Source organism: Veillonella parvula (genome assembly GCF_036456085.1).
GTDB classification, from domain to species: Bacteria; Bacillota; Negativicutes; order Veillonellales; family Veillonellaceae; genus Veillonella; species Veillonella parvula_E.
The window spans coordinates 506,513-531,881 of the sequence record NZ_CP138632.1 but is presented as its reverse complement, the minus strand read 5'-3'; the positions used below and the strand labels follow the sequence as shown (position 1 = coordinate 531,881).

The following is a 25,369-nucleotide window of genomic DNA, read 5'->3' as shown; positions in this document are numbered from 1 at the left end:
GAATTTACCAATACATGACGAAGAAATATATATTAGTAGGAACAGTCCTTGTTCTTTTAGGTACAACTGGCTGCTCATACATTCCAACAGAAAACATTTCTTATGGTGTATATTATAATGATACAGATCTATCAAATACACCAAAGAACAAATTACAAGCGCGTTTGCAAGAGTTGAACGATAAGATACCTCAGACTATATCTATCGATATGGGAAATAATAAAAAACAACAAGCTACATATCATGATTTAGGCATTCAATTCGATACAGAGGGTTTGGTAAAAGCTATTTCCACATACGGCTATGAGGATGATATGTGGACAGTACTGTCACATAGATTTAATGGATTATTTTATGGTCATCATTTTAAACCACAATATAAGTTAGACGAAGTAAAGGGGAAAACATATCTCACTGAGTTAGCAAAAACAATAGATACACCTGGTCATGATGCATATCTTACTGTTGAAAATGGACAAGTAGTAATACATCCCGCCAAAGAAGGTAAACGTATTGATATCGATGCCACCCTCAAAAAGCTGAAAGATGATTTACAATCTGGCGATAGTATAAATTCACTTTCTATGGTATTTACTACGCAGAATACAGTAAAAGTTACCGATACTGATCTAAAACCTTTAAATACTGTATTAGCATCTTTCACAACGGAGTATAATCCAGGTAATGAAAGCAGAACACATAATATCCAATTAGCTTCTGATAAGATAAATGGTACACTCATTAAGCCAGGCGCACAATTCTCCTTTAACGATGTTGTAGGCGAACGTACTGCAGAAGCTGGCTATGATGATGCACCTGTTATGATTGATGGCAAATTAGTTCCTGGCATTGGTGGCGGTATTTGCCAAGTAAGTTCTACTATTTTTAATACAGCTTTATTATCCGGAATGAATATTGTTGAACGAACTCCTCACTTTGAACCAGTTGGATATATTCAAGCTGGCAGAGATGCTACTGTAGCTTGGGGCTATTTAGATTTTAAGTTTAGAAATCCATATCAGCATTCTATTTATATCTTAAGCGTTATGAATAATGGAACCTTAACTATTTATATTATTGGTACAGCTCAAGATAAACCAAAAAATGTATCTATCTCTGTAGGCGATTACAGTGAGATTCCTAATAAAACAATAACTAAGGTAGATCCATCTTTAAAAGAAAAAGAGGTACAAGAAGGACATGTAGGCTTGAAAATGAATACATATAGAACCATTACATATGGCAACTGGGTTACTCAAACCGATTCCTTTGAGTCTGTATATGACCCAGTAGATACAATTATTACAATGCCTACTACATCTGAAGCAGCAGTAAAAAAAGGTGACAAAAAGAAAACATAATTATAGTTTTTATGAAATATAGCCTAAACTATTGACCATTAGATATAAATAGTTTAGGCTATAATTTGGGCTGTAAATGAGAAATCATTATAGACGTAAATAAATTAGTATAGATTAATTATTAAAATAAAAAGCATAAGATATTCTCAATAATTATCATTTAGATGAGAGTAGAATAGAAGAGGAATTTATGGACACAATTTTACAATTTGATCACTCTTTAATCTTCTATGTACATGAACATTTTGTATATAGTTTTTTAACACCAATTATGGCATTTATTTCAAAAATCACAAGTAATGGCGCATTATGGATTATAATAGCCTTATTATTAATGCTACAAAAAAAATATCGCGTTTTAGGCGTGGCAATTATTATTGCTTTAGGATTTGTATTTATAATTGGCGACCAAGGTTTAAAACCAAATGTAGCGAGATTAAGACCATTTGTTGATTTTCCAAATGTAACGGTGCCGTTAGAATCTGCACTACCAAAAGCTACAAGCTATTCATTCCCATCAGGTCATAGTTTTGGTTCATTTGCATCATCTATGACCATTTACCTAGGCTTAACTCAAATAGCGCCTCAGAAGCGATATTTAGGGATTTTAGCATTGTTAGGTTCAATAGTAGTAGCGTTCTCTAGAGTTTACTTATTTGCGCATTATCCAACAGATGTATTAACAGGTTTAGTATTAGGGATCATCGTAGGATTTATTGCCTGGAAGTTAGCAAGAATTGGTTGGAACTGGTGGACTAACCGTCATAATGATGTAGAATACGAACCATACACATTTAAACGTAAATAAGCAAAAAACTTGATGAAATAAAGGATTGGGCCATTTAGGCCCAATTTTCTTATATGAATAACTTCCGATAATATATCGTTATCGGAAGTAATTCATATTAAAAATAAAAACTAGCCTATAAGTCTATAAGCTAGTTTATTTTAGTTAATCAAAATAATCAGTAAAAAATTAATTATTTATCATATGAATCTATTTCTTTTATATATTCCGCTAACTCAGGTTCATCAATAGTAACTTTATCAAACTTAGGTTCAATAATTATATTACCGTTATAATCCATTAGGCCATATTTCCCTTTAGATTTATAAACAAATAAAGCTTTATAAAATGATGTTATATCGTCATCATAATGTGGTAATTTAAATAATTTATAACCTGAGTTTGTATCAATTACATATTTTATTTTATCATAAGTTGCTGTAGTAACTTTATTTAATACATAATTAGGCTTTGATGTATCTATACTATCAAAAACATCAGCATAAAATACACCTGAACTAGCATTAAAAATACTATTACCATATGAATCTTTCAAAATAAAGCTACGATCACTTAATCTTTCATAAGAATAGTTATTCGTAGCAACTATAGTTTGATCTAATGAGTCTACAATACCATACCTATTATTTTCATCAGTCACAACAAAGTACTTAAACTCTTTACCTAAATGTTTTATAGATTTATATTTAGGAGGAATAACGATTATATTATCCTTTGTCTTCATACCATATAAAGTATTACCTTTATCATCTACTTCTGAAAATAAATCATAAACATCTGATGGAGCTCTACTATAAAAATTCTCATCAGAATATGAATCACCTCCCGCACCATCATTATTACGTATTTCTATATAATCATTACTGTTAATAAGGTCTATAGCTTCATCAACACTAAGTAAAACACCATTTTCTGTAAGATATTTTGTATAATCATCTATAGTATATAATTTATAAAGATATTTTTTATCTTTTCTAGACCAATATTTGGTAATACTCTCTTTGATACTTCTAATAGGACTATCAATAATTGGATTGCCGCTTACTCTATTATATACATACCAATATTCTCCTTTTTTACCTAATATTATAGTATCACTTAAATCATCATAATCAGTAATAACATCATTAATAGCATATGTACCATCTAAGTTTAATAATTTAAAGCCCCCATTAGTGAAAGCTTTAGCAAATTTATAATAGAACTCATATTCATACCCTACTGGTAAATAGGCTAGTTCAACTAAATTTACATATCGTTTTTGACCATTTTCATAAAATGATCCATATACATAGTTATTATTATATCCTTTTATATACTCCACATGTAAGTTATCATATGGGCCCAATATCCATTGTCCTTTTTCATCAACAATGGTATTGCCAGTTTGGGATTCTAATGTAATATATTCTTTTGCAGCTATTATATTACATGCAACCAATGCTATTGCAAAGCTTAATATAAACTTTCTCATAAAGCACTCCATTACACAACACATCAATAGTTGATTTCATATTAACATATTTATATTCTTTAAATAAACTATACTTTTCATATTCTTAATTATTCTATATGCCAATAAAGTATTATTATTACATAAAATTTATATTGAATTTTTTAGAATCAGATTGTAAAATAGTAATATAAATTATCTGATTTACTCATACTCTTATGGAGGAATTTTATGTGCTGGTGTGATATTGTAAGTAAAGCCAAAATTGGCGGTTTAAAACATTTAGGAAATGGCATGGAGAGTTCTTTAAGATTTCTTGCTGAAATGGTTGTTGGTTTAAGTATTATTCGCGTGTTAGTTAACTGGGTTTTTGGTATCTAATTTCTCAGATGAATATAAACATATTAATAGGCGCTTAGTTATCTAAGCGCCTTATTTTTATATATTTTGATTTATAAAATTAGTTCCTTAACTATACACCCAGTGTATTATTCATATGCTTCGCTACAATCAATGTATTCCATAATAATTTGACAGATTTGACCATCTTTATCAAATGCCCAGTATACTGGATATAAACCATCACCAAATCCAGATTGAATCATCGGTACTGTCAATTCTGTATCAGGAATTGTAAAGTTAATCCAATCACCTTTAGAACGTTGGTATTGTGGATAGGCCATAGCATTTAATTGGAATAAATCACTATAATAGTCATCGTATATATTTTTTTCAGGATAGTTTATATGCCATTGTTCATAAAACTTATTATATGTTTCAATTGTTTGTGCATCTACAATTGTAGCTAAACCCGAATCTACAGGAAATCCAATATAGGTATCTCCATCATCTAAATCGGTTAAGTCCTCTGTCCCTTTTAATGCTAATTCATAGTATACAGGCTCATTGCCACTAAAAACAACTCGACTAGCTACATAACGATACTCATTTGGTTCCATTTCAATTATCTTAGTCTCTAACAAATACGTACCTGGTGTTACCTGTCTAAGATATGTATCTGGTTTGCTTGGCAATGTTACTAGAGGATCACAACACGTAATATAACCTGTTGGAAAATTTACCGTCCACATAGGTAATGTGTGTAACGGAAATCCTTTTAACTCCTTTCGGTTAAATAAATCGTGATATGGTACGGTAGGTTTTAATTTACCTTCAGAACCTAATCTGTTAAAGGTTTGAATCCATTCGCTAGTTAATTTAGATTGTTCCATATTACTCCTCGGCTTCGTATTTACAATGAATATATTCGCCTTCTAATACTTCATAGGCTGCGGTTTTACGAATAATTTGCTTCACTAAGGTATCTAGTTTTGAACCATTAGAATAGTCTGCAGGTGCATAATAACGGATACGATGATGACGCATCATCTTATATACCTTTTCTTTATCCTTCTTAAATGGATCATAAACACCTATAGAATGACCTCCATTAGCGTTCACAAGACTCATACAAGGAATATCTGTATCGCTATCCCCAATATAAATCATGTTACGGAACGGCACACGTTGATTTTCAGGCTTAATGTAATCATTAACACCAGTATCATTAATATCGAGAATTCCTTTTTGAATGCGGAACAAAAATTGTGTCTTATTCGTATAGTTAATGGCTTGTGCGGGCCAAACAGCTACACCTTTATCATCGAACATAAATGCACTGGCATAGATTTTGGTGAAAGCCCCCTCTTTTGCCATTTCAGTGCCTTCGATCATTTCTTTTAAGCCAGACGAAATAATATAATGTTCAATCTTAACGCCTTGTTCTAAGCCATATTGACAAATGCGTTCAAACCAAGTCCGTACCCCTTCGTATAATTCTACTTGATTGCCGTATTCCATGAGCTTATCTTTTGTTACATAGAAATGGCCTACTGCTTCTTGAATCATTTTGTACATATAGGCTAAGTTATTATCCATATCATGTTTTTTAGCCAATTGATTTGATTCATGCCAAAATTGTTTGATTTGCTCTTCGTTATAGCCTACCGATTGAATAAAACCTTGTGCCTGCATATCGTCAGGGGTTAATGTCTTATCAAAGTCATAACACATTGCTAACACGGGCATAGACGAGTCAGGTGATAGTAAATTATCTTTACTATCTTTCTTATACGTTATCATAAATGCACCTCCTTTTAAACTAAACAAAAAATACATTTACACTCTCTTATATTCCTGAGATACCTGCTTGACAACCCCTTTGGTATCTATTTTACACGATAAGTCAATTCATTTAATTTAGTAATTCCTCGTAATTCTCTCTAAAATAAGCTATCCTGTGTTACAGTTTCGTTTATAATCCAGCTCTTTTCCGTACTTTCTTTAATAATTTCTCTTTTTGAAAGTCTTCCAATAAGTAAACTAGAATTTGGATCATGATGTAAACGATTATATCGAACCACCGCTCGATTAGTATTAGCATAACAATAACGACAAAAGTGGCTACAGCTATCGTAGGCACCAATATCACCATGTAAATAACAATTACATTCTGGTCGTGCTGGCGCGCGTTTAGGTGCTTTTAATTTTATATTCCAGGCACTTTCATAACAATCTAAGGTTAAACACCCCTCTGTATCAGCACCAAGCTCTTTAAAGATAACTCCTTCTCCACAGGTTTTAAGATTCATATGATTGGAATGAGCTATGGAAACAAATTCTTTAATGATCTTAGTTTGAATATCTAAACTTGGTCTATATCCTTCTGGAAAATTCTGAACCACCTTATCAAATATATCTAAAAAGCTAACAACAACTGTATCTGTATAACCTTTAAGGGCTTGAGCCATTTTGTAAAAGCTTTCACAATGAAAATCAACGGTATATTCATTAGTTAAAATGATAGGATCATAGCGCCACACCATAGATTGAGAATTAAGCTGTTTAGAAATATGTTTAAATCCTTCTATAACAGACGCATAAGTTGGCACGTAGGGTTCAATATCGGTTCCATAAGGCGTTATAGTCATATGCCAGTATTGTCTGTAATCAACAATTTCATTTAGTAGTGGAATAAACGGTAAAGGATTCTTTGTACAGAATGCAATACCATCTACCACCTCTTGATTAATTGGATACCGTGTCACCTGTAGGGGATTATAAGGGTTACGAACATCTACAAATCCTTCACGTATACGATTGATTAGCCATTGCCCATAAAAAGCAGGAATATCTGTACGTTGTCCAGTCTGTAATATCATAGCCCCTGCCCTTTCAGTAAAATAAAAACATAGGAGTATTATATCATATCTAATAGTAAGTATTTATGGAGTTAATGTGATTTTTGCTGTATAGTTCATTATTATTTTATGGTACTATACATACTATAGAATATGAGGAGAACTAAATTATGAATGATACTTTTGAACGCAACCATCCTATGAAGGATGATAAAGAATTTATTACAGCCTATTGGGCAGATCGATCTCACGATTTTGGCGCTTTACGTGCAAAAGAATTAGAAAGTCCCAAACTAAAATTATGGAGAGAAGAATTAACTTGTCATATATTTGATTCTGATAGATCTTTACGAATATTGGATATTGGATGTGGAGCCGGCTTTTTTAGTATTATACTATCTCAGCTTGGTCATACAGTGCATGGCATTGATATTACACCTAATATGATAGATGAGGCAAATCAACTAGCAGAGTCCCTCGATTGTGATGCAACCTTTTCTGTGATGGATGCAGAGAATCTAGGATTTGATACTAATACCTTTGATATCGTTGTGGCCAGAAATGTAACGTGGAATTTACCCCATCCTGACAAAGCCTATGCCGAATGGTTTCGCGTCATTCGCCCAGGCGGTTTGATTTTAAACTATGATGCGGAACATGCTCGTAATCATCATAATGTACCACAATCTGTTCATCATGCCCATGAACATGTAAGCAACGAATTAAAAGAACGGTGTCATACCATTTATCATATGCTCGACATTTCGTCTTATACACGACCTCAATGGGATAAAGAACTACTTACTAAATTAGGTGCTAGTTCTGTTACCATTGATCTTACTGTAGGTCCGCGCATTTACAATGAGGAAGACGAGTTTTATATTCCTGTACCCATGTTTTTGGTGAAAGCAATTAAATAAATCTATATAGTATATAACACAAAACCCACTCTATGATTATCATGAGTGGGTTTTGTGTTTAGATTAACTGCTAATTACTAAAATATACTTGAGCTTTATCAATCTCTGCCCGTAGTTTTTCTTCATCAATTGTAAGCAGTTCTTTGTCTTTCATAAGAACTTTACCACCCACAATTGTAGTATTTACATCGGAGCTATTAGCAGAGTATACAAGAGCTGCTAAATCATTGTAACGAGGCATCCAGTGCATACCAGATACATCATATAGCACGATATCTGCACGATAGCCTTTATCTAATACACCAAGATCTGTATATCCCAATGCTTTTGCACCTTCTACAGTGCCCATGTTCCATGCGGCTTGAGCAGGAATAGCCTTTGGATCATAAAGACGTGCTTTATGTAATGTTGCTGCAAGACGTACTTCTTCAAGCATATCAGCATTATTATTAGAAGCGGAGCCATCTGTACCAAGACCAACCGTAATACCTTTGGCAATCATTTCAGGTACTGGTGCAATACCGCTAGCTAATTTTAAATTAGATTGTGGGTTATGAGCTACGGCTACATTATTTTCAGACATAATAGCCATATCTTCGTCTGTCACATGAACGCAGTGTGCGGCTAAGGTAGTATTCCAGAATAAACCTAAATCATGCATATGCGCAATTGGTGTCTTACCAGTAGCTTTCATAACAGTCTCCACTTCTCCTTTTGTTTCGGACAAGTGCATATGAATACCACAATTTAATTCATGAGATAAGGCAATCACCTTTTCCATATAATCATCAGGGCAAGTATATGGTGCATGTGGTCCAAGCAATACTTTGATGCGGTCATTATCAAAGCCGTTCCAAGTGCGGAATAAGTCAGCATTTTCAACTAATGCTTGATCTGCTGTTGGGGATACACCGGCTAAGCCACGTGACAATACAGAGCGAATACCTGTTTCTTTTACCACCTCAGCAGTAGTATTCATAAAGAAATACATGTCGCTAAATGTAGTGGTACCAGTGCGCAACATTTCAGCAATACCAAGTTGTGTGCCGTACCGTACATAATCGTCATTTAATTTTGCTTCTGTTGGCCAAATAGCCGTTTCAAGCCATTCCATAAGCTCAAGATCATCTGCATAGTTTCTAAATAGACCCATCGCAATATGAGTATGTGTATTTACAAGACCTGGCGTAGCCAATTGACCTTTACCGTCTAGTACTTCCTTAGCAGAGTCTTTTACCTTTTCAGCTTCACTATCGTTTAAAATAGCTGTAACATAACCATTTTTAATTTCAATGGCATGATTTTTTAGAACCCCCTCATCGGTGAGGACGTCTACATGAGTAATCAATAAATCAGACATAGTCTTCCCTCATAGGTATAACCGAGCCATGATAACTCGGTTATATTTGTTTAATTTGAAAGTTAGTATAGTTTAGATACAAAATGTATTACAGAAACCATTATATTTCAATACAGTATTAGTTTACTTTTGTTAGATAATCGATTTGTTCTTGTGTTAAAGAATCTAAGTCATAGCCCATGGAGTTCAACTTAAGTTTAGCGATTTCCACATCTAATTCATGAGGCAATACGTATACTTTTGGATCCATTTCTTTACCGTTTTTCAAGATATACTCTGCAGCAAGGGCTTGCATAGCAAATGACAAGTCCATAATTTCTGCAGGGTGACCATCGCCAGCTGCAAGGTTTACTAGACGGCCTTCAGCCAATACATAGAGTTTACGACCATCAGACATAGTATAGCCTTCAATATTTTGACGAACTCGTTCGTGGCTTACAGCAAGTTCAGTAAGATCAGAAACGTTCACTTCGCAATCAAAGTGACCAGCATTACATAAGATAGCTTTATCTTTCATCACTTTGTAATGCTCTTTTACAATAACATCTTTACAACCTGTTACAGTACAGAAGATATCCCCAACCTTAGCGGCTTCAATCATAGGCAATACCTTGAAACCATCAAATACAGCCTCTATAGCTTTAATTGGATCTACTTCAGTTACATATACGTGTGCACCAAGGCCTTTTGCACGCATCGCAACGCCTTTACCACACCAGCCATAACCAGCAACAACAACGTTCTTACCTGTTACAGTCAAGTTCGTAGTGCGCATGATACCATCCCAAACGGACTGACCTGTACCATAGCGATTATCGAAAAGATATTTACAGTAAGAGTCATTGACAGCAATCATAGGGAATGTTAATTGTTTAGCGTTCTCTAATGCATATAAACGATGTACACCTGTTGTAGTTTCTTCACTCCCCCCTAACAAACGTTCTTTTGCATCTTGACGTGTAGTATGCAATAGATTTACTAAATCACCACCATCATCAATGATAATATGTGGTTTGTGATCAAGTGCTTTATGGAGGAAGTTAAAATATTCTTCATCAGTACAATCGTACCAAGCATATACAGTAATGCCCATATCTACAAGACCTGCAGCTACATCGTCTTGTGTAGATAACGGATTGGAGCCCGTTACAATTACATCTGCACCACCGCGTTTTAATACAGTCGCAAGGTATGCTGTTTTTGCTTCCAAGTGAACACTAACAACAATTGTTTGGCCTTTGAAAGTTTGTTCTGCTTCAAAACGGTCACCTAATGTGTTTAATGTAGGCATAAAGTTAGAAACCCAATCAATTTTTTTGCGACCTTCTGTTGCTAAATTTATATCTCTAATTAAAGATTGCATAATATCTCCTTTTACTCATACAAGTAGATACAATAAAATAAATAGTTGATAGTAAATCTACTTAGATTTATTGATACTATATAATTTTGTTAATATCGTTGTAGATACTTACTTATATAGATAATATATTGCTTATATAGAATGCTTAATAAGCTAATCATTAAGATAATAGACTATTTAGATTCTACAATCTGGCGTAGCTTACCGATTGACTCTTCATAGTTTGGAGTCAATACTCCCTCTTCGGTGATAATCGCTGTTACAAGTTCATGAGGTGTTACATCGAATGCAGGATTAAGTACATCAATACCACTAGGGGCTGTTTGAACACCGTGTAAAGCGATTACTTCATCATCATTGCGCATCTCAATAGGAATATCTCCACCATTTTCCAGAGTAAAGTCAAATGTACTATAAGGAGCGGCTACATAGAACGGAATATTGTGGAATTTAGCTAGTACAGCCACACCATAGGTACCAATTTTATTGGCTACATCTCCTTTTGTAGTGATGCGGTCAGCACCGACGATAACAGCATCAATTAACCCATGTTGCATCGCATAGGCGGCCATATTATCAGTTTCAAGAGTAATAGGAATACCATCCTCGTGAAGTTCAAAGGCTGTAAGTCGAGCACCTTGTAATAATGGACGTGTTTCATCAGCATATACGCGTTCTAATTGACCGTTTTCATGTAATTTTCGAACAACACCAAGAGCTGTTCCTAGGCCACCTGTAGCTAGTGCACCAGCATTACAATGAGTTAAGATGCGAATATTCTTTTTACCTTCAAATAATGTAGCCCCTGCTTCGGCCATACGTCTATTCAAAGATACATCTTCTTCGTGAATGATAATAGCCTCTTTTGTAATGAGGTCTACTACTTCACTCATTGAGGACATACTGTCAACATTAGTTTTCACAAGAGAAATGACACGATCTACAGCCCAAGCTAAGTTGATTGCTGTAGGGCGAGTTTCTTTTAAGGTCTCACTAAACTCATATAAGTTTGTAAGTTGTTCACTAAATGGCGCCTCTAAACGTCCTGCTTCCATAGCAGCTAAAATGAGACCATAACTAGCAGCTACGCCAATAGCAGGTGCTCCACGAACGCGAAGCATTTTAATAGCTTCGGCCACTTGGCGCCAATCTGTACAGTGAACGTATGTAATTTCAGTAGGCAATTTAGTTTGATCTAATAGTGCCAGCGTATCTTTACGCCATTCAATATTAATCATAACTTCTCCTTCGATGAACTATTGTGTATCATTATGAGTTGATTATAGTTTAAAACCACCATATTCATGCATGCGATTATGAGCATCATAACGAGCATCCACATCGATTGCATCAATAGCTCCTAAGATAAGAGATTTTAGTTGAGCCGCCATATTGCCCATCATTTCTACAACTTCCGCATGTGTCAAAGCAGATTCAGAAATACCTGCTGCATAGTTGGTAATCATAGAGATCGTAGCATATGCCATTTCAGCTTCATTCGCTAAATTTACTTCCGGTACATTTGTCATACCTACTGTATCGCCACCGAGCATGTGGAACATTTTGATTTCTGCAGGAGTCTCAAAACGAGGGCCTTCAGTACATACATAGGTACCGCCATTGTGTATCGTAAGGCCTTGTTCCGTACCTACCTTTTGAAGAATATTACGCAATTCAGGGCAGTATGGATTTGTTACATCAAGATGTGCCACTGGACGGTCCCCACCTTCATAAAACGTAGTGATGCGGTTCTTTGTGAAATCTAAGAATTGATCAGTCAACACAAAATGACCTGGCTTAAAGTTCTCATTTAAAGAACCTACTGCTGTCGTGGAGATAATAAATGTAACGCCTAGTTTTTTGAGGCCCCAAATATTAGCACGATAGTTAATTTTGTGTGGAGGAATTGTATGATCTTTGCCGTGACGAGCTACAAAGATTACAGTTTTCCCGTGGTATGTACCTTGTACATAATCTATTTCACCATATGGTGTCACTAAGGATTCTTCATGAATATTTTCAAAGATGGACGGATCATAAACACCAGTACCACCAATTACGCCAATTGCACTCATTGTGACCTCCTATTATTAATAACTCTATCTTTTATTTTCTCATAGAATAGAAAAACAGGCTATAGGAAAAACCTAGTAGCCTGTATTTTTTCTACATATTATAAAGTTTTTATTGAATTAGACCTTTTGGGATGAACATATTTTGTAACTCTTCACGTGTGAAATGATATTTTTCATTACAATAATGGCAAACAAGCTCTGTTACGTCATCTTCCAAAATAGCATTCTTATCTTCTTCACGTAATGTCATTAGCACACTGGCAAAGCGATCACGACCACAACGGCATTGGAAATGAATTGGTTCATTATATACTTCATTCACAGTTAAACCATCGAGAACGCGTTCCATAAGACCTTTACCATCTGGATTTGCTTTCAAATATTCTGTAATAGGACCAAGTTCATTAATATTCTTTTCTACTTGTGCTAATGCTTCATCTGTAGCATCCGGTAAGGCTTGTACGATAAAACCTCCAGCTACAACTGTATGGTAATCTGGATCTACTAATACACCTAAACTAATCGTAGACGGTACTTGTTCAGATGCATATAAATAATATGCCAAATCCTCTGCCACTTCACCACTTTGAATCGGGCTTGTAGAAGTATAGTCTTGCGCTAACTGCGTGAAACGAGTCACTTGTACTTCCCCATTATGACCTACGGCAGCACCAACATCAAGCTTACCAGCATGCTTTAAAGGTACATCAACATGTGGCTCATCTACATAGCCTCGAACCGTATTATCAGAGAATGCATCTACGTGAACTACACCTAGTGGACCATCACCTTTAATACGAAGACTTACGTTTTCATGGTTTTTAAAATCACCAGCTAATAAAATAGCTCCCGTCATAGCACGACCTAAAGCAGCTGTTGCTACAGGCCATAAATCATGACGTACACGAGCTGTTTCAACTGTATCGGTTGTTACAGCTAAAGACATACGAACCCCTTCTCGGGTTGTAAAACGTTTTATATAATCCATTCTATCATTCCTTATTTCTACTGATTTTATTAAGGTATTACTTTTATATTGCTTATATAGTATATCATGTCAAATATTTAACTTTCAATAATAGAGAATATATGTTCGTCTAGTCTTATTTAAATTTAAAAGAACATATTTTCGATGATATAAAAACACCCAGTACCATAAGATACTGAGTGTTATATATACAATTCTTAGATTTGATCGATAAGGTTAACCATTTCGATTGCACCCATCGCACAATCATAACCTTTATTACCCGCTTTTGTACCTGCGCGTTCGATAGCTTGCTCAATGTTTTCAGTAGTTACTACACCAAACATAACAGGAATACCAGTTTCCAAAGATACATGTGCGATACCTTTAGCTACTTCGTTGCATACATAATCATAATGAGTAGTGGCCCCACGAATAACAGCACCTACACAAATAACTGCATCATAACGACCAGATAAAGCTGCTTTCTTAGCAATCAAAGGAATCTCATAAGCACCTGGAACCCAAATTACTGTAATATCCTCTTGTTTAACATCGTGACGAAGTAAACAATCTTCAGCGCCTCCGATTAATTTAGATGTAATGAACTCGTTGAAACGAGAACCGATAATAGCAAATTTCTTACCAGTACCTAATAAGTTACCTTCTTGAACCATCATTATGTTGACCTCCTCTATTCCATCTAAGGAAATATATATGTAACGACCGAGTTATATGGTGAAAGTTAATTAGTCTTCCAACATATGACCCATTTTTTCTTCTTTTGTTTTTAAATAGCCTGCATTAAATTTATTTGCAGCAATGATGAGTGGTACACGGCTAGTTACATTGATTCCCCAATGTTCTAAGCCATGACGCTTTTCGGGATTGTTAGTTAATAAGCGGATGCTTTTAATACCCAAGAAACGGATAATTTGAGCCGCTAAGGAATATTCACGCATATCTGCAGGGAAGCCTAATTGTTCATTTGCTTCTACTGTATCAAGGCCCTGTTCTTGTAATGCATAGGCTTTAATTTTATTGGTCAAACCAATGCCACGGCCCTCTTGACGCATGTATACTACAACGCCTTTGCCTTCTTTTTCAATAGCACGCAATGCATTGTCTAATTGTTCGCCACAATCACAGCGCTTAGAACCAAATACATCGCCTGTTAAACATTCAGAATGAATACGTACAAGCACATCGCTACAATCTTGAACATTGCCCTTTACGATAGCTAAATGCTCTTTATGATCTAATTCATTTTTAAATACAAAGATATTAAAATCACCAAATTTAGTAGGCAACTTAGAACAAGCACCAAGCTCAACCATATCTTCATGTTGTTTACGATATTCTATAAGTTCTGCTACAGAAGCAATTTTCAAGTCATGCTCCTTAGCAAATTTCATAAGATCTGGCAAACGGGCCATATCGCCATCGTCTTTAGTAATTTCACAAATAACGGCAGCCTCTTGTAACCCTGCTAGGCGACAAAGGTCGATAGATGCCTCAGTATGACCTTGACGTACCAATACGCCACCCTCTTTATATACAAGTGGAAATACGTGACCTGGACGACGGAAATCTTGAGGTTTCGCATTAGGATCTAATAGTTTTTGAATTGTAAAAGCACGCTCTGCAGGAGATACGCCTGTTGTAGTATCTACATGATCCACAGTCACAGTAAAAGCAGTTTCATGGTTATCAGTATTTTTGGTAACCATTGCAGGAATGCCAAGTTTTTCTAACGCTTCGCGGCGCATAGGCGTACATACGATACCGCGAGCGTATTTAACCATGAAGTTAATGTTTTCTTGCGTCGCAAACTCTGCAGCAATGATAAGATCACCTTCGTTTTCACGGCTTTCATCATCAACGATAATAACAGGTTTACCAGTTTTAAGGTCTTGTAAGACTTCATTAATAGAATGTAATTGTTCGCTCATAGGAACGCTCCTTACTTATATAAATCCATTCTCTACTAAGAGGGATTGCATAGATTTTTTAGGCTTTTCTTCGGTAGGTTCACTACCAAGATTCATAAAATGACGAATATATCGTCCAGCAATATCCGTTTCTAAATTGACCTCTGTTCCAATATGAGTAAAACCTAAAATAGTTTCACTCAAAGTGTGAGGAATGATAGAGACGGAAAAACTACTTTCTGTTCGTCGCATAATTGTGAGGCTAATTCCATCGATGGTAATGGAGCCCTTATAGATAACATAATCCATAACGGATTTTGGAGCCTCGATAGTAAAGATAATGGCATTATCCGTTTGTTCACGATTAATAATACGACCTGTACCATCTACATGGCCTGCCACAATGTGACCACCAAATCTACCATTAGCAAGCATAGCTCGCTCTAAGTTGACTGGTTGATGGACTTTCAAATTAGTAAACGTAGTCATCTTAATGGATTCTGGCATCACATCCGCTGTAAATATACTATTGCCAATCGTTGTGGCCGTCAAGCACACCCCATTAACAGCTACGGAATCACCAACTTTTAAATCGCTAAAAATTTTTTCTCCTCGAATTGTTATGGTTAAGGATTTAGGGCCCTTTTTAATGTTCTCGACGCGGCCAATTTCTTCAACGATTCCCGTGAACATAAGCGCCCCTCCTTCCTTGACGATACGCTTCAATGCGAATGTTATTATCTAATACTTTAATCTTGGTGAAAGTTAGTTGTGGCGAAGCCTTTAAACTTTCAAAACCTCGACCTCCTACAGCTGGTGTTGCATCGTTACCACCAATAATGGTATTTCCAATATATGTTACGACCTTATCAAAGTTCTTCGTTTCCACAAAGGAACTGATAATTGCAGATCCACCTTCAACAAGAATAGATGTGTAACCTAGTTCACCTAGTTTTGTAAGAATATCATCGATAGATAATTTCTTAATATCGATAACAACGTCAGTACTCTTACTTTTACGTGTAGAAATAGATTCTACTACGGTAACAATGGCACCTACGTTTTCTAAAGCCTGAATTCGCTCTTTTGGACAACCTTTAGATACTAAGATATGCACCTTGCGATTTTCTACGTCAAAAACCTGACTGGTAGTAGGCGTTCTACCTAGACTATCCAAGATAATTACATCTGGTTGATGAATCGTAATCGGTTCACCAAGTATGCTTTTATCTAATAACGCATCTGATAATTCACTATCCGTTAAACGACAATTTAACTGTGGATTATCTGCCAAAATTGTACCAATTCCAACGAGCATGGCATCATGCGTGGCACGCAACACATGTCCATCACGACGAGAGGACTCATTTGTAATCCATTGAGATTGTCCAGTAGATGTAGCAATTTTCCCATCTAGTGACATAGCACTTTTTAGAGTGACAAAAGGCTTACCTGTCTGTATATAGGTAAAGAAATGCTCATTTAGTTCAGCACATTCATCACTACATACGGGGCAAACAACCTCAATACCTGCTTCACGAAGTAACTCCATTCCTTTTCCAGAAACTAGTGGATTTGGATCCGTACTACCTACTATTACTTTAGCTATACCAGCCTCAATGATACGAAGCGCACAAGGTGGTGTTTTTCCATAATGGGAACATGGCTCTAATGTTACGTATAAAGTAGCACCTTTGGCATTATCACCTGCTTGATTTAGTGCATGCACCTCAGCATGAGCTGTACCAGCTTTATGGTGATAACCTTCACCGATTATTGTATTATCTTTTACCACAACAGCACCAACCAAAGGATTTGGTGAGGTGTGACCTGTGGCTAATTTTGCCAGTTCAATGGCGCGCTTCATATATACTACGTCATCCACCATATCACCTCAATAAAAAAAGGACTATTACATAGTCCTTGGGTCATCATAAATGCGCACAACAAACGTGCCTCGTCTTTTCTCATCCAGACTCTACTGTCGGTATCGGAATTGCACCGATTCATACCAAAAAGGTTCGCGGACTTTACCGCCGGTAAGGAATTTCACCTATCCCCAAAGACTTATCTATTTTGTTTATGAATTAATAGTAACACTTTTATTAATGTTATGCAAGAATAATAGTTTTGTATTGAGAAAGAATATTAAATAATTTAATTAAAATATAATTTTTAGAACACAAATACTAGAACAATATAAATAATAATATATATTTACTTTTAATATAAACATATATAAACTATGTATACAGTAAATAGTAACTTTTATCACATAATTACAAGTTAAACAAGTCTAATATAGTATATATGGTTTGGATAACCATATTTTAATGATAGTAATTATTAAATATAGGTGATAATATGGCAAAAAAACGAATTTCTGATGTACTTATAGAAGTCTTAGCCAATGCGGGCATCGAACGCATTTACGGTATCACTGGAGATAGTCTAAACTCTGTAAATGATAGTTTACGCCGCAATGGTAAAATTGCTTTTGAACATGTACGACATGAAGAAACAGCAGCCTTTGCTGCCGGTGCAGAAGCATCCCTAACTCATAAACTAACTGTATGTGCTGGTAGCTCTGGTCCTGGCAACTTACACTTAATTAATGGTCTCTTCGACTGCCATCGCAATCGTGTTCCAGTATTGGCCATTGCTTCTCACATTCCTCAATCTGAAGTAGGTTTGAACTATTTCCAAGAAACACATCCAGAAAACTTATTTAAAGAATGTTCTTGTTTCTGCGAACTTGTATCCAATCCTAAACAAATGCCGGAAATTCTATTCCGTGCTATGAACGCTGCTGTTGGTAACCAAGATGTTGCTGTTATCGTTCTTCCTGGGGACGTTGCAGTTATGGAAATGGAAATTGATGAATTACCTGTGTGGAACCCACCTCGTTTACCTCATATCGTTCCACAACGAGAAGATATTGAAGAAATGGCGGCTCATTTAGAAACAGGCAAACGTATTACCCTATTCTGTGGTGCCGGCTGTGAAGGTGCTCATGACGAAGTAGTAGAATTAGCAAAACGCTTACAAGCACCGGTTGTACATGCTTTCAGAGGTAAAGAATGGGTTGAATGGGATAATCCATATGATGTAGGTATGACTGGCCTATTAGGCTATACATCTGGCTACCGTGCTATTGAACAATGTGATACATTGGTAATGCTTGGTACAGACTTCCCTTATCGTCCATTCTATCCAGAAAATGCGAAAGTAATACAAGTAGATAGAGATCCTAGTGCTTTAGGTCGTCGCGTACCTCTTACACAAGGTATCATTGGTACTGTAAAAGATACGTTAAAAGAATTATTACCTCTTGTAGGCCAACGTGGTGATACTGAATTTATTGATACTGTACGTAAAGCATATACAAAATTTAGAGCTGATTTAGATAGTTATGCCGTAGCTGAACCAGATGGTGTAGCAATTCACCCTCAATACTTCGTAAATCGCCTCAATAAACTAGCAGCAGAAGACGCAATCTTTACCTTTGACGTAGGTACTCCAGTTATTTGGACTGCTCGTCACTTAAAAACAAATGGTAAACGTCGCATCTTAGGTTCCTATAACCATGGGTCTATGGCGAATGCTATGATGCATGCTATTGGTGCTCAAAATGCATGTCCTAACCGTCAAGTCATCTCCCTCTCTGGTGATGGTGGCTTTACAATGATGATGGGCGAAATGTTAACATTAAAACAACTTAACTTACCAGTTAAAATCTTTGTATTCAATAACGAAGAACTTAGCTTTATCGCTATGGAAATGAAAGCTTCTGGTTATCTAGACTACGCTACAGACTTTGTAAATCCAGATTTCGGTAAACTTGCTGAAGCTGCTGGTATCAAAGGTGTGAGCATTCATAACTCTAGCGAAGTTGATGAAAAAATCATGGAAGCCCTTAACCATAATGGCCCAGTCATCGTTAATGTTCGCGTAGATAAACAAGAACTTGCTATGCCTCCTAAAATTGCATATCAACAAGCTAAGGGCTTCAGCAAATACTTGATCAATGCAATCCTTGATGGCCGTGGTACAGAGCTTAAAGAAATGGCCAAAACAAACTGGATGAAATATAAATCCCTATACTAATATTGCCAATTTACAAAATCTGCCAAAATAAATAAACTGCAAAACTTTCAAAAAGAGGCGTCATCAAATGATGACACCTCTTTTATTGCATAATTTTAATCATATACTGTTATAAAACCTTCAGTCCAGCCCCTTAAATTGAGAGTAATTGTATCAATTCCTAAACAATCTAAACCATATACATTAAATATATCCCAGGTCTTATACCAATCTAATGCTTTCTCTGCATATTCTAAAGTGCTAAATAAACCTATGTATCCAGAACTGGAATAATATGGATCTATATCGTAATCATACCAAACACCATAAATTTTGTTATTTACTATTTCATAGTTAATATCATCACCTATATGAGTACAATCATTTAAATAGTGAGTTTTTATAGAAAAGGAATCATCATTTAACTTAGAAAATCCAGACAATATTTTAGATTCAACTAGAGCCTCTTCAGCTAATGATATATCAGAAAAAAATCCTAATCCAAAATATTCTGTATAAGGTAGCTCTTCATTTTTTTTATAGTGTGCTAAAGCTTCATATATTGGAACTCTCATAATTCACCAACTTACTTTAATATAATAACAAGATAAAAATTACACTTTAATTATTTCTATCTATAATAGTCATCCTCGTAATCCTCTTTATACCGTATCGCATCGACCTCTGATGGAGATAATATATTCCCCTCTTCATCTACATATTCCAGGAATTCATTAAAGTATACACCTGGAATATCTGATTCTTCTAGTACTGGTGTATCCTCAGACTCAATATCCCAAAATTCTAGTTCAACATCGTGATTTTGCACTTCCTCAGTGATGTTAGATTCACTATTATTACCTTCCAAATTTATTTTGGGTTCTTTATAATCATTACAATCCGATGAGTTGATTCCTAAAACTTTTAATACCCCACTTATCATTACATAACACTCCCTTGCACCAATGATATATATTAATTATATTGTAGCAAACTACATAAAAATAAGCACTATATCAACATTTGGTATATAGTGCTTACTTTGTATTTAAGTCTTATCTTATATTTTATTATGCTCCAAACAGTGACATTTGTTCGTCTTCAGGAAGTTCACCACAGCATTTGAGGTCTTTCATAAGATCAATGATGGTATTTGATACTTTACAACGGCGTTGTAAGTCTTTTAGAGATGTAAATGGACGTTCATTTCTTTCCTCGACGATAGCATCAGCCACTGTTTCACCTAGAGAATCAATGGCTAAGAATGGTGGCAATAAAGCGCCATCCTTAATACTAAAGCGTCTAGCTTCGGAATGTTGAATATCTACATTAATAAAACGATAGCCCCGTTGATACATCTCCATAGATACTTCCAAGGCACTCATAAGGTCCTTATCTTTAGGACTGGCAGCACGATCAAGAGCCTTGATACGGTTAAACTCGGTCAATTGTGTTTTGAGGTCCCCTGTCATGATCCGTAAATCGAAGGCTTTCGCACGAATGGAGAAGTAAGCTGCATAAAATGCCAATGGATGATATACCTTAAACCAAGCAATACGGAAAGCCATCATTACGTAAGCTACCGCATGGGCCCGTGGGAATAGATAGGAAATCTTTTTACAAGATTCAATAAACCATTCAGGAATATTATTTTCACGCATTTCTGCTTCAAATTCCGTCGTAGCTTGCCCTTGTTTATTTCGTTTTTCAATACCCTTACCTTTACGAACGTTTTCCATTACGAAGAAACTATGTTTTCTATCCATACCACGATGAATCAAGAAGTTCATTACGTCGTCACGTGTTGAAATGGCTTCATTCAACTTACAAGTACCATTTTTAATGAGATCTTGCGCATTGTCAAGCCATACGTTTGTACCATGTGAAAAGCCAGAAATACGAACTAAATCAGAGAATGTTTGGGGACGAGAGTCTTCAAGCATGCCCCGTACGAATTTCGTGCCACATTCTGGAACAGCCAAGCTAGCTACTTGGTCACCTTGCAATTGCTCAGGTGTTAAACCAATCCCCTCTGTAGAGGAGAACAAGCTTAATGTCTTTGGATCATCAAATGGTATTGTCTTAGCATCGATACCAGTCAAATCCTCTAACATACGAATAATGGTCGGATCATCATGGCCCAGAATATCAAGCTTAGTCATACGACCTTCAATGGAGTGATAATCAAAGTGTGTCGTTAATACGCCACTTTCCTTTTTATTAGCTGGATGTTGAATTGGCGTAAAGTGATGCACATCCATATCTCGAGGACATACCATAATACCACCAGGATGTTGGCCTGTAGTATTCTTCACATTTGTAAAGCCCTTTGCTAAATGTTCAAAAAAACCATTACGAGCTTGAATGTCTCTAATTTCGGCGTACTTTTTAACATAACCAAAAGCAGTTTTATCTGCTATAGTGCCGATTGTACCTGCTTTAAATACATTATCACGGCCAAATAGTTCTTCCGTATATTTGTGAGCTTTTGCTTGGTAATCACCAGAGAAGTTAAGGTCAATATCTGGAACCTTATCACCTTCGAAACCAAGGAAAATAGCAAATGGAATATCGTGACCATTTGTTTGTAAAGCATGACCGCATTCAGGACAGTCTTTACGAGGCAAGTCAAAGCCCCCTGCATATTCACCCTTTTCAAAGAATTCTGAATATTTACAGTTAGGGCATACATAATGAGGCGGTAATGGGTTTACCTCTGTAATCTCAGACATGGTAGCGGCAAAGGATGACCCTACGGAACCACGGGAACCTACGAGATACCCATCATCAAGAGATTTTTTTACCAGCTTATGAGCGATGTAATACAATACGCCGTAACCATTGGAAATAATACAATCCAATTCATAATCGAGACGTTCTTGTACGACACGAGGCAATAGATCACCATAAATAGCCTTCGCATTTCTATAGCACATTTCTGTGAAAGCTTCGTCAGCACCTTCAATCTTAGGTGAATATGTACCATCAGGCACTGGCTTAATATCTTCAATGCTATCATTAATAGCACGTGTATTAGTAACGACTACTTCGTATGCTTTCTCTTCGCTTAAATAAGGGAAGGACGCAAGCATTTCATCTGTAGTACGTAAATGTAAATCTGGCTGTTCGTCTGCATCTGGATAACCACATGCAGTTAACATGATTTCACGATAAATTTTTTCTTCTGGTGTCAGGTAGTGAACGTCACAAGTAGCACATACAGGTTTGTTTAAGGCTTCTCCTAATTCGATAACGGTCTTATTCATATCAATAAGTGCCTGCTCGTCGGGCATGAGACCTTTACGAACCAAAAACGTATTGTTAGTATGTGGTTGAATCTCAAGATAATCGTAGAAGGATGCTACTTCCAAAAGCTCTTCTTTTGTAGCTCCACGAACAATGGATTGCATAAGCTCCCCTGCTTCACAGGCAGAACCGATGATAATACCTTCACGATGTTCTTCAATAACGGAGCGAGGCAAACGCGGACGAACTTTGTAATGTTCAAGGTGAGAAATGGAAATCATTTTATATAAATTACGCAAACCAACCATATTCTTAGCTAATAAAATAATATGGTACCGTTTATCTTTTTCTTTCTTTTTCTTTTTATCTAGTACAGGCTCTTCATCTTTTATTACCGTTTCATCTTCGATGAGGTAACCTTCTACACCATAGATAACTTTAACACCTAACTCCTTACCAAGAGCTTGCGCTTCTGGGAAGGCTTGTACTACGCCATGGTCCGTAATAGCCACCGCAGGATGGCCCCATTTTTTAATTGTTTTAAACAAGTCTTTTACAGATACAAGAGCATCTTTATCACTCATCTTGGTATGTAAGTGGAGTTCCACACGAGAGTCCGGACGATTTTCAGTTCGTTCCACACTAGTAGTTTCTATTGCTTCAATACTGCGAATAGAAAGAATATAATCCTTGTCAAAACGATCATCAAAGCTAACACTACCTTGTACGCGAACCCGTTGTAAGCCTTTTAGTTGTTTTAGTAATTCATCCCCTTCTTCAGGACTGTTCGTAAACTTGATAAATTTAATGCTATTTGTATCATCTACAATGCTGCCGTTAACGATACTTTTACCCGTCTTAGTATCACGTTTATCTAAACCAACAAAGACACCTTCAAAAATTACACTAGGTGTATCCAAGGTGCCCATGATTTTAGATGTGACCCCTTCAATTTTAGGTCCTAAAATCATGCCTTCATCAGTAGGTGCATCCTTTGGTACACGACGAGGATATTTACCATCCCCTTCACTTCCTTTAGCCGTAGATTTTGTAGTTTTTTTAGGTCCAAAGCCTTTGCTTGCTTTAGGTGTACTGCTCACAGATGCGATAGTATCACTACTGCTAGATTCGGCAGCCGTATGATTAGAACGAGACACAACAACTGGACTATTGTTGAAATAGCCTAATTCAATAGCTTCTACAAATGGGGCAAAATCATCTTCGTCTACATCATCATATTCATGTTGTTGGTCATAACCCGCAAAAGACTTGCCTCTAGGTTCTTGATTTTTAGCCTCTTCAGCTTCACGTTGTGCTTCAGCCGCTTCAATCCATTCACCAGCACCACAGCCACCGCCATAATAATAGGTATCTAACCCTTCACCCGTTTCAGTATCTACTTTCCAAGCAAAGCAACAAGCTGTATCTGTATTTGTTGGAATATCATCAAAAGAGATATTTTTTTCCTTATACCATGCAGACAACCTTTCACGTAGACTAAGCAATGTGGAAAATGCAGAGTCTGCTGCTTGAATCGTCACATGTTGGCTATGACAGTTCACATAGAAGGATGATTTCTTATTCTGTTTTGGTACAACACGATAACGTACTTTCATTTTTATCCCTTATACCCACAGTAGGTAATACATAAATCTCTAAATCGCCAAATATCGCCCTTGCTGCTACGGCTATCTAATATAATCTCATAAAGCCCTTTTAATAAAGCTCGCAAGGCCTTAACTGAAATTCTAGGACTTGCTTCGTAAGCTAGCTTAATCGGATATGGTTTAAATGACGAATCATGATCCTTACATAAGTTTTGTATGGCTTGAACAGACATACCCACTTGGCGACATTCGCTAACTAGCAACTGTAAACGTAATTGCCCCTCAATATAGCTCATAGCACGGTCTAATTCTTTATAGCCGAACATAAATGGAAATAGTTCAAGTAATGTATCGATATCTCTTTTTAATAGAGCCTCTTTAAAAGTAAAAATGTTTTTGGCTCCATAGTCACTACCGTTTTCTTCGAGAAATTCTTTGGTAATAACCTTTTCCCCAGTAATCTGTAAAAAATATCGGTCAAACTCAGTTCTCATAAAAGAAACAGGTACCTCTTGCCACAAATCAATGAGATGAGCCACATATTCCTGTGCATCAGGCGTCATTTTAAAGCCGTTAGACGTACAGTACTGACGTATCCACATCACGAGGTCTGCCCCTTCAAGACGCTTACATTGATGATTTGGTATTTTTTCTAAAATCTCTTTATTCTGCTTAATACGTTTATCAATCATATCATGATAAATCAAAACGATAGGATTATCTCCATTATATTCCAAGAGGAGTTCATACAATGGAATCCAAGCATCACTATTTTTGCCACTTTTACGAATGATAGGCAAATTAACTAAACAGAAGACCTTTTGATCGCCAAAAAGTGAATCTTCACATAGTTTTTCACTTATTTTTTGTGGGCCCACCTCATCATCTAATACAGTCACTGGAAGGTCTGGATAGGCACTTAAAAATTTACGTTTTTCTTCTTCAATTAATTGTGGTTCGTCGCCATAGATGAGTTGAATATGTGCCATGTT

22 protein-coding genes and 1 riboswitch are annotated in these 25,369 nt (G+C 36.1%); of the genes, 5 read left to right on the top strand and 17 right to left on the bottom strand.

The features are described 5' to 3' along the window. Nucleotides 1-14 precede the first annotated feature (14 nt). Complete coding sequence (locus PK1910_RS02540; RefSeq protein ID WP_004695846.1) at nt 15-1,361, top strand: VanW family protein; 1,347 nt, start codon at nt 15-17, stop codon at nt 1,359-1,361. Nucleotides 1,362-1,551: 190 nt separating this feature from the next. Next, nucleotides 1,552-2,169, top strand: coding sequence for a phosphatase PAP2 family protein (locus tag PK1910_RS02535; protein WP_004695848.1), 618 nt, complete (start codon nt 1,552-1,554; stop codon nt 2,167-2,169). Nucleotides 2,170-2,341: 172 nt separating this feature from the next. Here the strand turns inward: PK1910_RS02535 and PK1910_RS02530 are convergent, their stop codons facing one another. Beyond that, the gene (locus PK1910_RS02530; RefSeq protein ID WP_004697133.1) at nt 2,342-3,643 is read right to left on the bottom strand and encodes a hypothetical protein; all 1,302 of its coding nucleotides are present in this window, start codon (nt 3,641-3,643) and stop codon (nt 2,342-2,344) included. Nucleotides 3,644-3,853: 210 nt separating this feature from the next. On the opposite strand from PK1910_RS02530, the gene PK1910_RS02525 reads away from it, so the two are divergent. Continuing rightward, nucleotides 3,854-4,003, top strand: a complete 150-nt coding sequence (locus tag PK1910_RS02525; protein WP_004695850.1) for a hypothetical protein — start codon at nt 3,854-3,856, stop codon at nt 4,001-4,003. A 107-nt stretch (nt 4,004-4,110) separates the two neighbouring features. Here the strand turns inward: PK1910_RS02525 and PK1910_RS02520 are convergent, their stop codons facing one another. The 3 genes from PK1910_RS02520 to PK1910_RS02510 form a co-directional block, all read right to left on the bottom strand. Further along, nucleotides 4,111-4,854, bottom strand: a complete 744-nt coding sequence (locus PK1910_RS02520) for a DUF4241 domain-containing protein (protein WP_004697361.1) — start codon at nt 4,852-4,854, stop codon at nt 4,111-4,113. 1 nt (nt 4,855) lies between these two features. Next, nucleotides 4,856-5,764, bottom strand: coding sequence for an HAD family hydrolase (locus PK1910_RS02515; protein ID WP_004697132.1), 909 nt, complete (start codon nt 5,762-5,764; stop codon nt 4,856-4,858). Between the two features lie 140 nt (nt 5,765-5,904). Further along, nucleotides 5,905-6,843, bottom strand: a complete 939-nt coding sequence (locus tag PK1910_RS02510) for a DUF1848 domain-containing protein (protein WP_004697023.1) — start codon at nt 6,841-6,843, stop codon at nt 5,905-5,907. 149 nt (nt 6,844-6,992) lie between these two features. On the opposite strand from PK1910_RS02510, the gene PK1910_RS02505 reads away from it, so the two are divergent. After that, nucleotides 6,993-7,742: a class I SAM-dependent methyltransferase gene (locus PK1910_RS02505; protein WP_004697068.1), complete on the top strand. Its 750-nt coding sequence runs from the start codon at nt 6,993-6,995 to the stop codon at nt 7,740-7,742. A 70-nt stretch (nt 7,743-7,812) separates the two neighbouring features. Here the strand turns inward: PK1910_RS02505 and PK1910_RS02500 are convergent, their stop codons facing one another. From PK1910_RS02500 to ribD, 9 genes are all read right to left on the bottom strand, one after another. Continuing rightward, nucleotides 7,813-9,102, bottom strand: a complete 1,290-nt coding sequence (locus PK1910_RS02500; RefSeq protein ID WP_287511196.1) for an amidohydrolase — start codon at nt 9,100-9,102, stop codon at nt 7,813-7,815. Nucleotides 9,103-9,220: 118 nt separating this feature from the next. Further along, nucleotides 9,221-10,465 (bottom strand): adenosylhomocysteinase, encoded by a 1,245-nt coding sequence (locus tag PK1910_RS02495; protein WP_004697218.1) that lies wholly within the window; start codon nt 10,463-10,465, stop codon nt 9,221-9,223. Between the two features lie 173 nt (nt 10,466-10,638). Continuing rightward, nucleotides 10,639-11,703, bottom strand: coding sequence for an S-methyl-5-thioribose-1-phosphate isomerase (gene mtnA / locus PK1910_RS02490; RefSeq protein WP_331299347.1), 1,065 nt, complete (start codon nt 11,701-11,703; stop codon nt 10,639-10,641). 42 nt (nt 11,704-11,745) lie between these two features. Beyond that, a complete protein-coding gene (gene mtnP / locus PK1910_RS02485; protein ID WP_004695866.1) occupies nt 11,746-12,540 on the bottom strand; it encodes an S-methyl-5'-thioadenosine phosphorylase in 795 nt (264 codons plus the stop codon). Nucleotides 12,541-12,649: 109 nt separating this feature from the next. Then, nucleotides 12,650-13,528 (bottom strand): Hsp33 family molecular chaperone HslO, encoded by an 879-nt coding sequence (gene hslO / locus PK1910_RS02480; RefSeq protein ID WP_004695868.1) that lies wholly within the window; start codon nt 13,526-13,528, stop codon nt 12,650-12,652. 197 nt (nt 13,529-13,725) lie between these two features. Continuing rightward, the gene (gene ribH, locus PK1910_RS02475; protein ID WP_004697404.1) at nt 13,726-14,187 is read right to left on the bottom strand and encodes a 6,7-dimethyl-8-ribityllumazine synthase; all 462 of its coding nucleotides are present in this window, start codon (nt 14,185-14,187) and stop codon (nt 13,726-13,728) included. A 69-nt stretch (nt 14,188-14,256) separates the two neighbouring features. Next, nucleotides 14,257-15,459 (bottom strand): bifunctional 3,4-dihydroxy-2-butanone-4-phosphate synthase/GTP cyclohydrolase II, encoded by a 1,203-nt coding sequence (locus PK1910_RS02470; protein ID WP_287511194.1) that lies wholly within the window; start codon nt 15,457-15,459, stop codon nt 14,257-14,259. Nucleotides 15,460-15,474: 15 nt separating this feature from the next. Next, nucleotides 15,475-16,131, bottom strand: a complete 657-nt coding sequence (locus tag PK1910_RS02465; RefSeq protein WP_012864388.1) for a riboflavin synthase — start codon at nt 16,129-16,131, stop codon at nt 15,475-15,477. Beyond that, complete coding sequence (gene ribD, locus PK1910_RS02460) at nt 16,112-17,326, bottom strand: bifunctional diaminohydroxyphosphoribosylaminopyrimidine deaminase/5-amino-6-(5-phosphoribosylamino)uracil reductase RibD (RefSeq protein ID WP_287511192.1); 1,215 nt, start codon at nt 17,324-17,326, stop codon at nt 16,112-16,114. Before ribD ends, PK1910_RS02465 begins: the two co-directional genes overlap by 20 nt. Nucleotides 17,327-17,393: 67 nt before the next feature. Next, nucleotides 17,394-17,509, bottom strand: a riboswitch (FMN riboswitch). Between the two features lie 293 nt (nt 17,510-17,802). On the opposite strand from ribD, the gene poxB reads away from it, so the two are divergent. Beyond that, complete coding sequence (poxB, locus tag PK1910_RS02455) at nt 17,803-19,545, top strand: ubiquinone-dependent pyruvate dehydrogenase (protein ID WP_119562969.1); 1,743 nt, start codon at nt 17,803-17,805, stop codon at nt 19,543-19,545. A gap of 95 nt (nt 19,546-19,640) precedes the next feature. Here the strand turns inward: poxB and PK1910_RS02450 are convergent, their stop codons facing one another. From PK1910_RS02450 to holA, 4 genes are all read right to left on the bottom strand, one after another. Further along, the gene (locus PK1910_RS02450; RefSeq protein ID WP_119562970.1) at nt 19,641-20,099 is read right to left on the bottom strand and encodes a hypothetical protein; all 459 of its coding nucleotides are present in this window, start codon (nt 20,097-20,099) and stop codon (nt 19,641-19,643) included. Between the two features lie 56 nt (nt 20,100-20,155). Then, a complete protein-coding gene (locus PK1910_RS02445) occupies nt 20,156-20,392 on the bottom strand; it encodes a hypothetical protein (RefSeq protein WP_155086313.1) in 237 nt (78 codons plus the stop codon). 202 nt (nt 20,393-20,594) lie between these two features. Next, entirely contained in the window at nt 20,595-24,386 is a 3,792-nt protein-coding gene (locus PK1910_RS02440; RefSeq protein WP_287511189.1) for a PolC-type DNA polymerase III, read from the bottom strand. 2 nt (nt 24,387-24,388) lie between these two features. Then, nucleotides 24,389-25,366, bottom strand: coding sequence for a DNA polymerase III subunit delta (gene holA / locus PK1910_RS02435; RefSeq protein ID WP_287511188.1), 978 nt, complete (start codon nt 25,364-25,366; stop codon nt 24,389-24,391). Nucleotides 25,367-25,369 lie beyond the last annotated feature (3 nt).

Coding starts and splice junctions, on each gene's coding strand:
- PK1910_RS02540 (WP_004695846.1), top strand. CDS start 15: ATGACGAAGAAATATATATTAGTAGGAACAGTCCTTGTTCTTTTAGGT.
- PK1910_RS02535 (WP_004695848.1), top strand. CDS start 1,552: ATGGACACAATTTTACAATTTGATCACTCTTTAATCTTCTATGTACAT.
- PK1910_RS02530 (WP_004697133.1), bottom strand. CDS start 3,643: ATGAGAAAGTTTATATTAAGCTTTGCAATAGCATTGGTTGCATGTAAT.
- PK1910_RS02525 (WP_004695850.1), top strand. CDS start 3,854: ATGTGCTGGTGTGATATTGTAAGTAAAGCCAAAATTGGCGGTTTAAAA.
- PK1910_RS02520 (WP_004697361.1), bottom strand. CDS start 4,854: ATGGAACAATCTAAATTAACTAGCGAATGGATTCAAACCTTTAACAGA.
- PK1910_RS02515 (WP_004697132.1), bottom strand. CDS start 5,764: ATGATAACGTATAAGAAAGATAGTAAAGATAATTTACTATCACCTGAC.
- PK1910_RS02510 (WP_004697023.1), bottom strand. CDS start 6,843: ATGATATTACAGACTGGACAACGTACAGATATTCCTGCTTTTTATGGG.
- PK1910_RS02505 (WP_004697068.1), top strand. CDS start 6,993: ATGAATGATACTTTTGAACGCAACCATCCTATGAAGGATGATAAAGAA.
- PK1910_RS02500 (WP_287511196.1), bottom strand. CDS start 9,102: ATGTCTGATTTATTGATTACTCATGTAGACGTCCTCACCGATGAGGGG.
- PK1910_RS02495 (WP_004697218.1), bottom strand. CDS start 10,465: ATGCAATCTTTAATTAGAGATATAAATTTAGCAACAGAAGGTCGCAAA.
- mtnA (WP_331299347.1), bottom strand. CDS start 11,703: ATGATTAATATTGAATGGCGTAAAGATACGCTGGCACTATTAGATCAA.
- mtnP (WP_004695866.1), bottom strand. CDS start 12,540: ATGAGTGCAATTGGCGTAATTGGTGGTACTGGTGTTTATGATCCGTCC.
- hslO (WP_004695868.1), bottom strand. CDS start 13,528: ATGGATTATATAAAACGTTTTACAACCCGAGAAGGGGTTCGTATGTCT.
- ribH (WP_004697404.1), bottom strand. CDS start 14,187: ATGATGGTTCAAGAAGGTAACTTATTAGGTACTGGTAAGAAATTTGCT.
- PK1910_RS02470 (WP_287511194.1), bottom strand. CDS start 15,459: ATGAGCGAACAATTACATTCTATTAATGAAGTCTTACAAGACCTTAAA.
- PK1910_RS02465 (WP_012864388.1), bottom strand. CDS start 16,131: ATGTTCACGGGAATCGTTGAAGAAATTGGCCGCGTCGAGAACATTAAA.
- ribD (WP_287511192.1), bottom strand. CDS start 17,326: ATGGTGGATGACGTAGTATATATGAAGCGCGCCATTGAACTGGCAAAA.
- poxB (WP_119562969.1), top strand. CDS start 17,803: ATGGCAAAAAAACGAATTTCTGATGTACTTATAGAAGTCTTAGCCAAT.
- PK1910_RS02450 (WP_119562970.1), bottom strand. CDS start 20,099: ATGAGAGTTCCAATATATGAAGCTTTAGCACACTATAAAAAAAATGAA.
- PK1910_RS02440 (WP_287511189.1), bottom strand. CDS start 24,386: ATGAAAGTACGTTATCGTGTTGTACCAAAACAGAATAAGAAATCATCC.
- holA (WP_287511188.1), bottom strand. CDS start 25,366: ATGGCACATATTCAACTCATCTATGGCGACGAACCACAATTAATTGAA.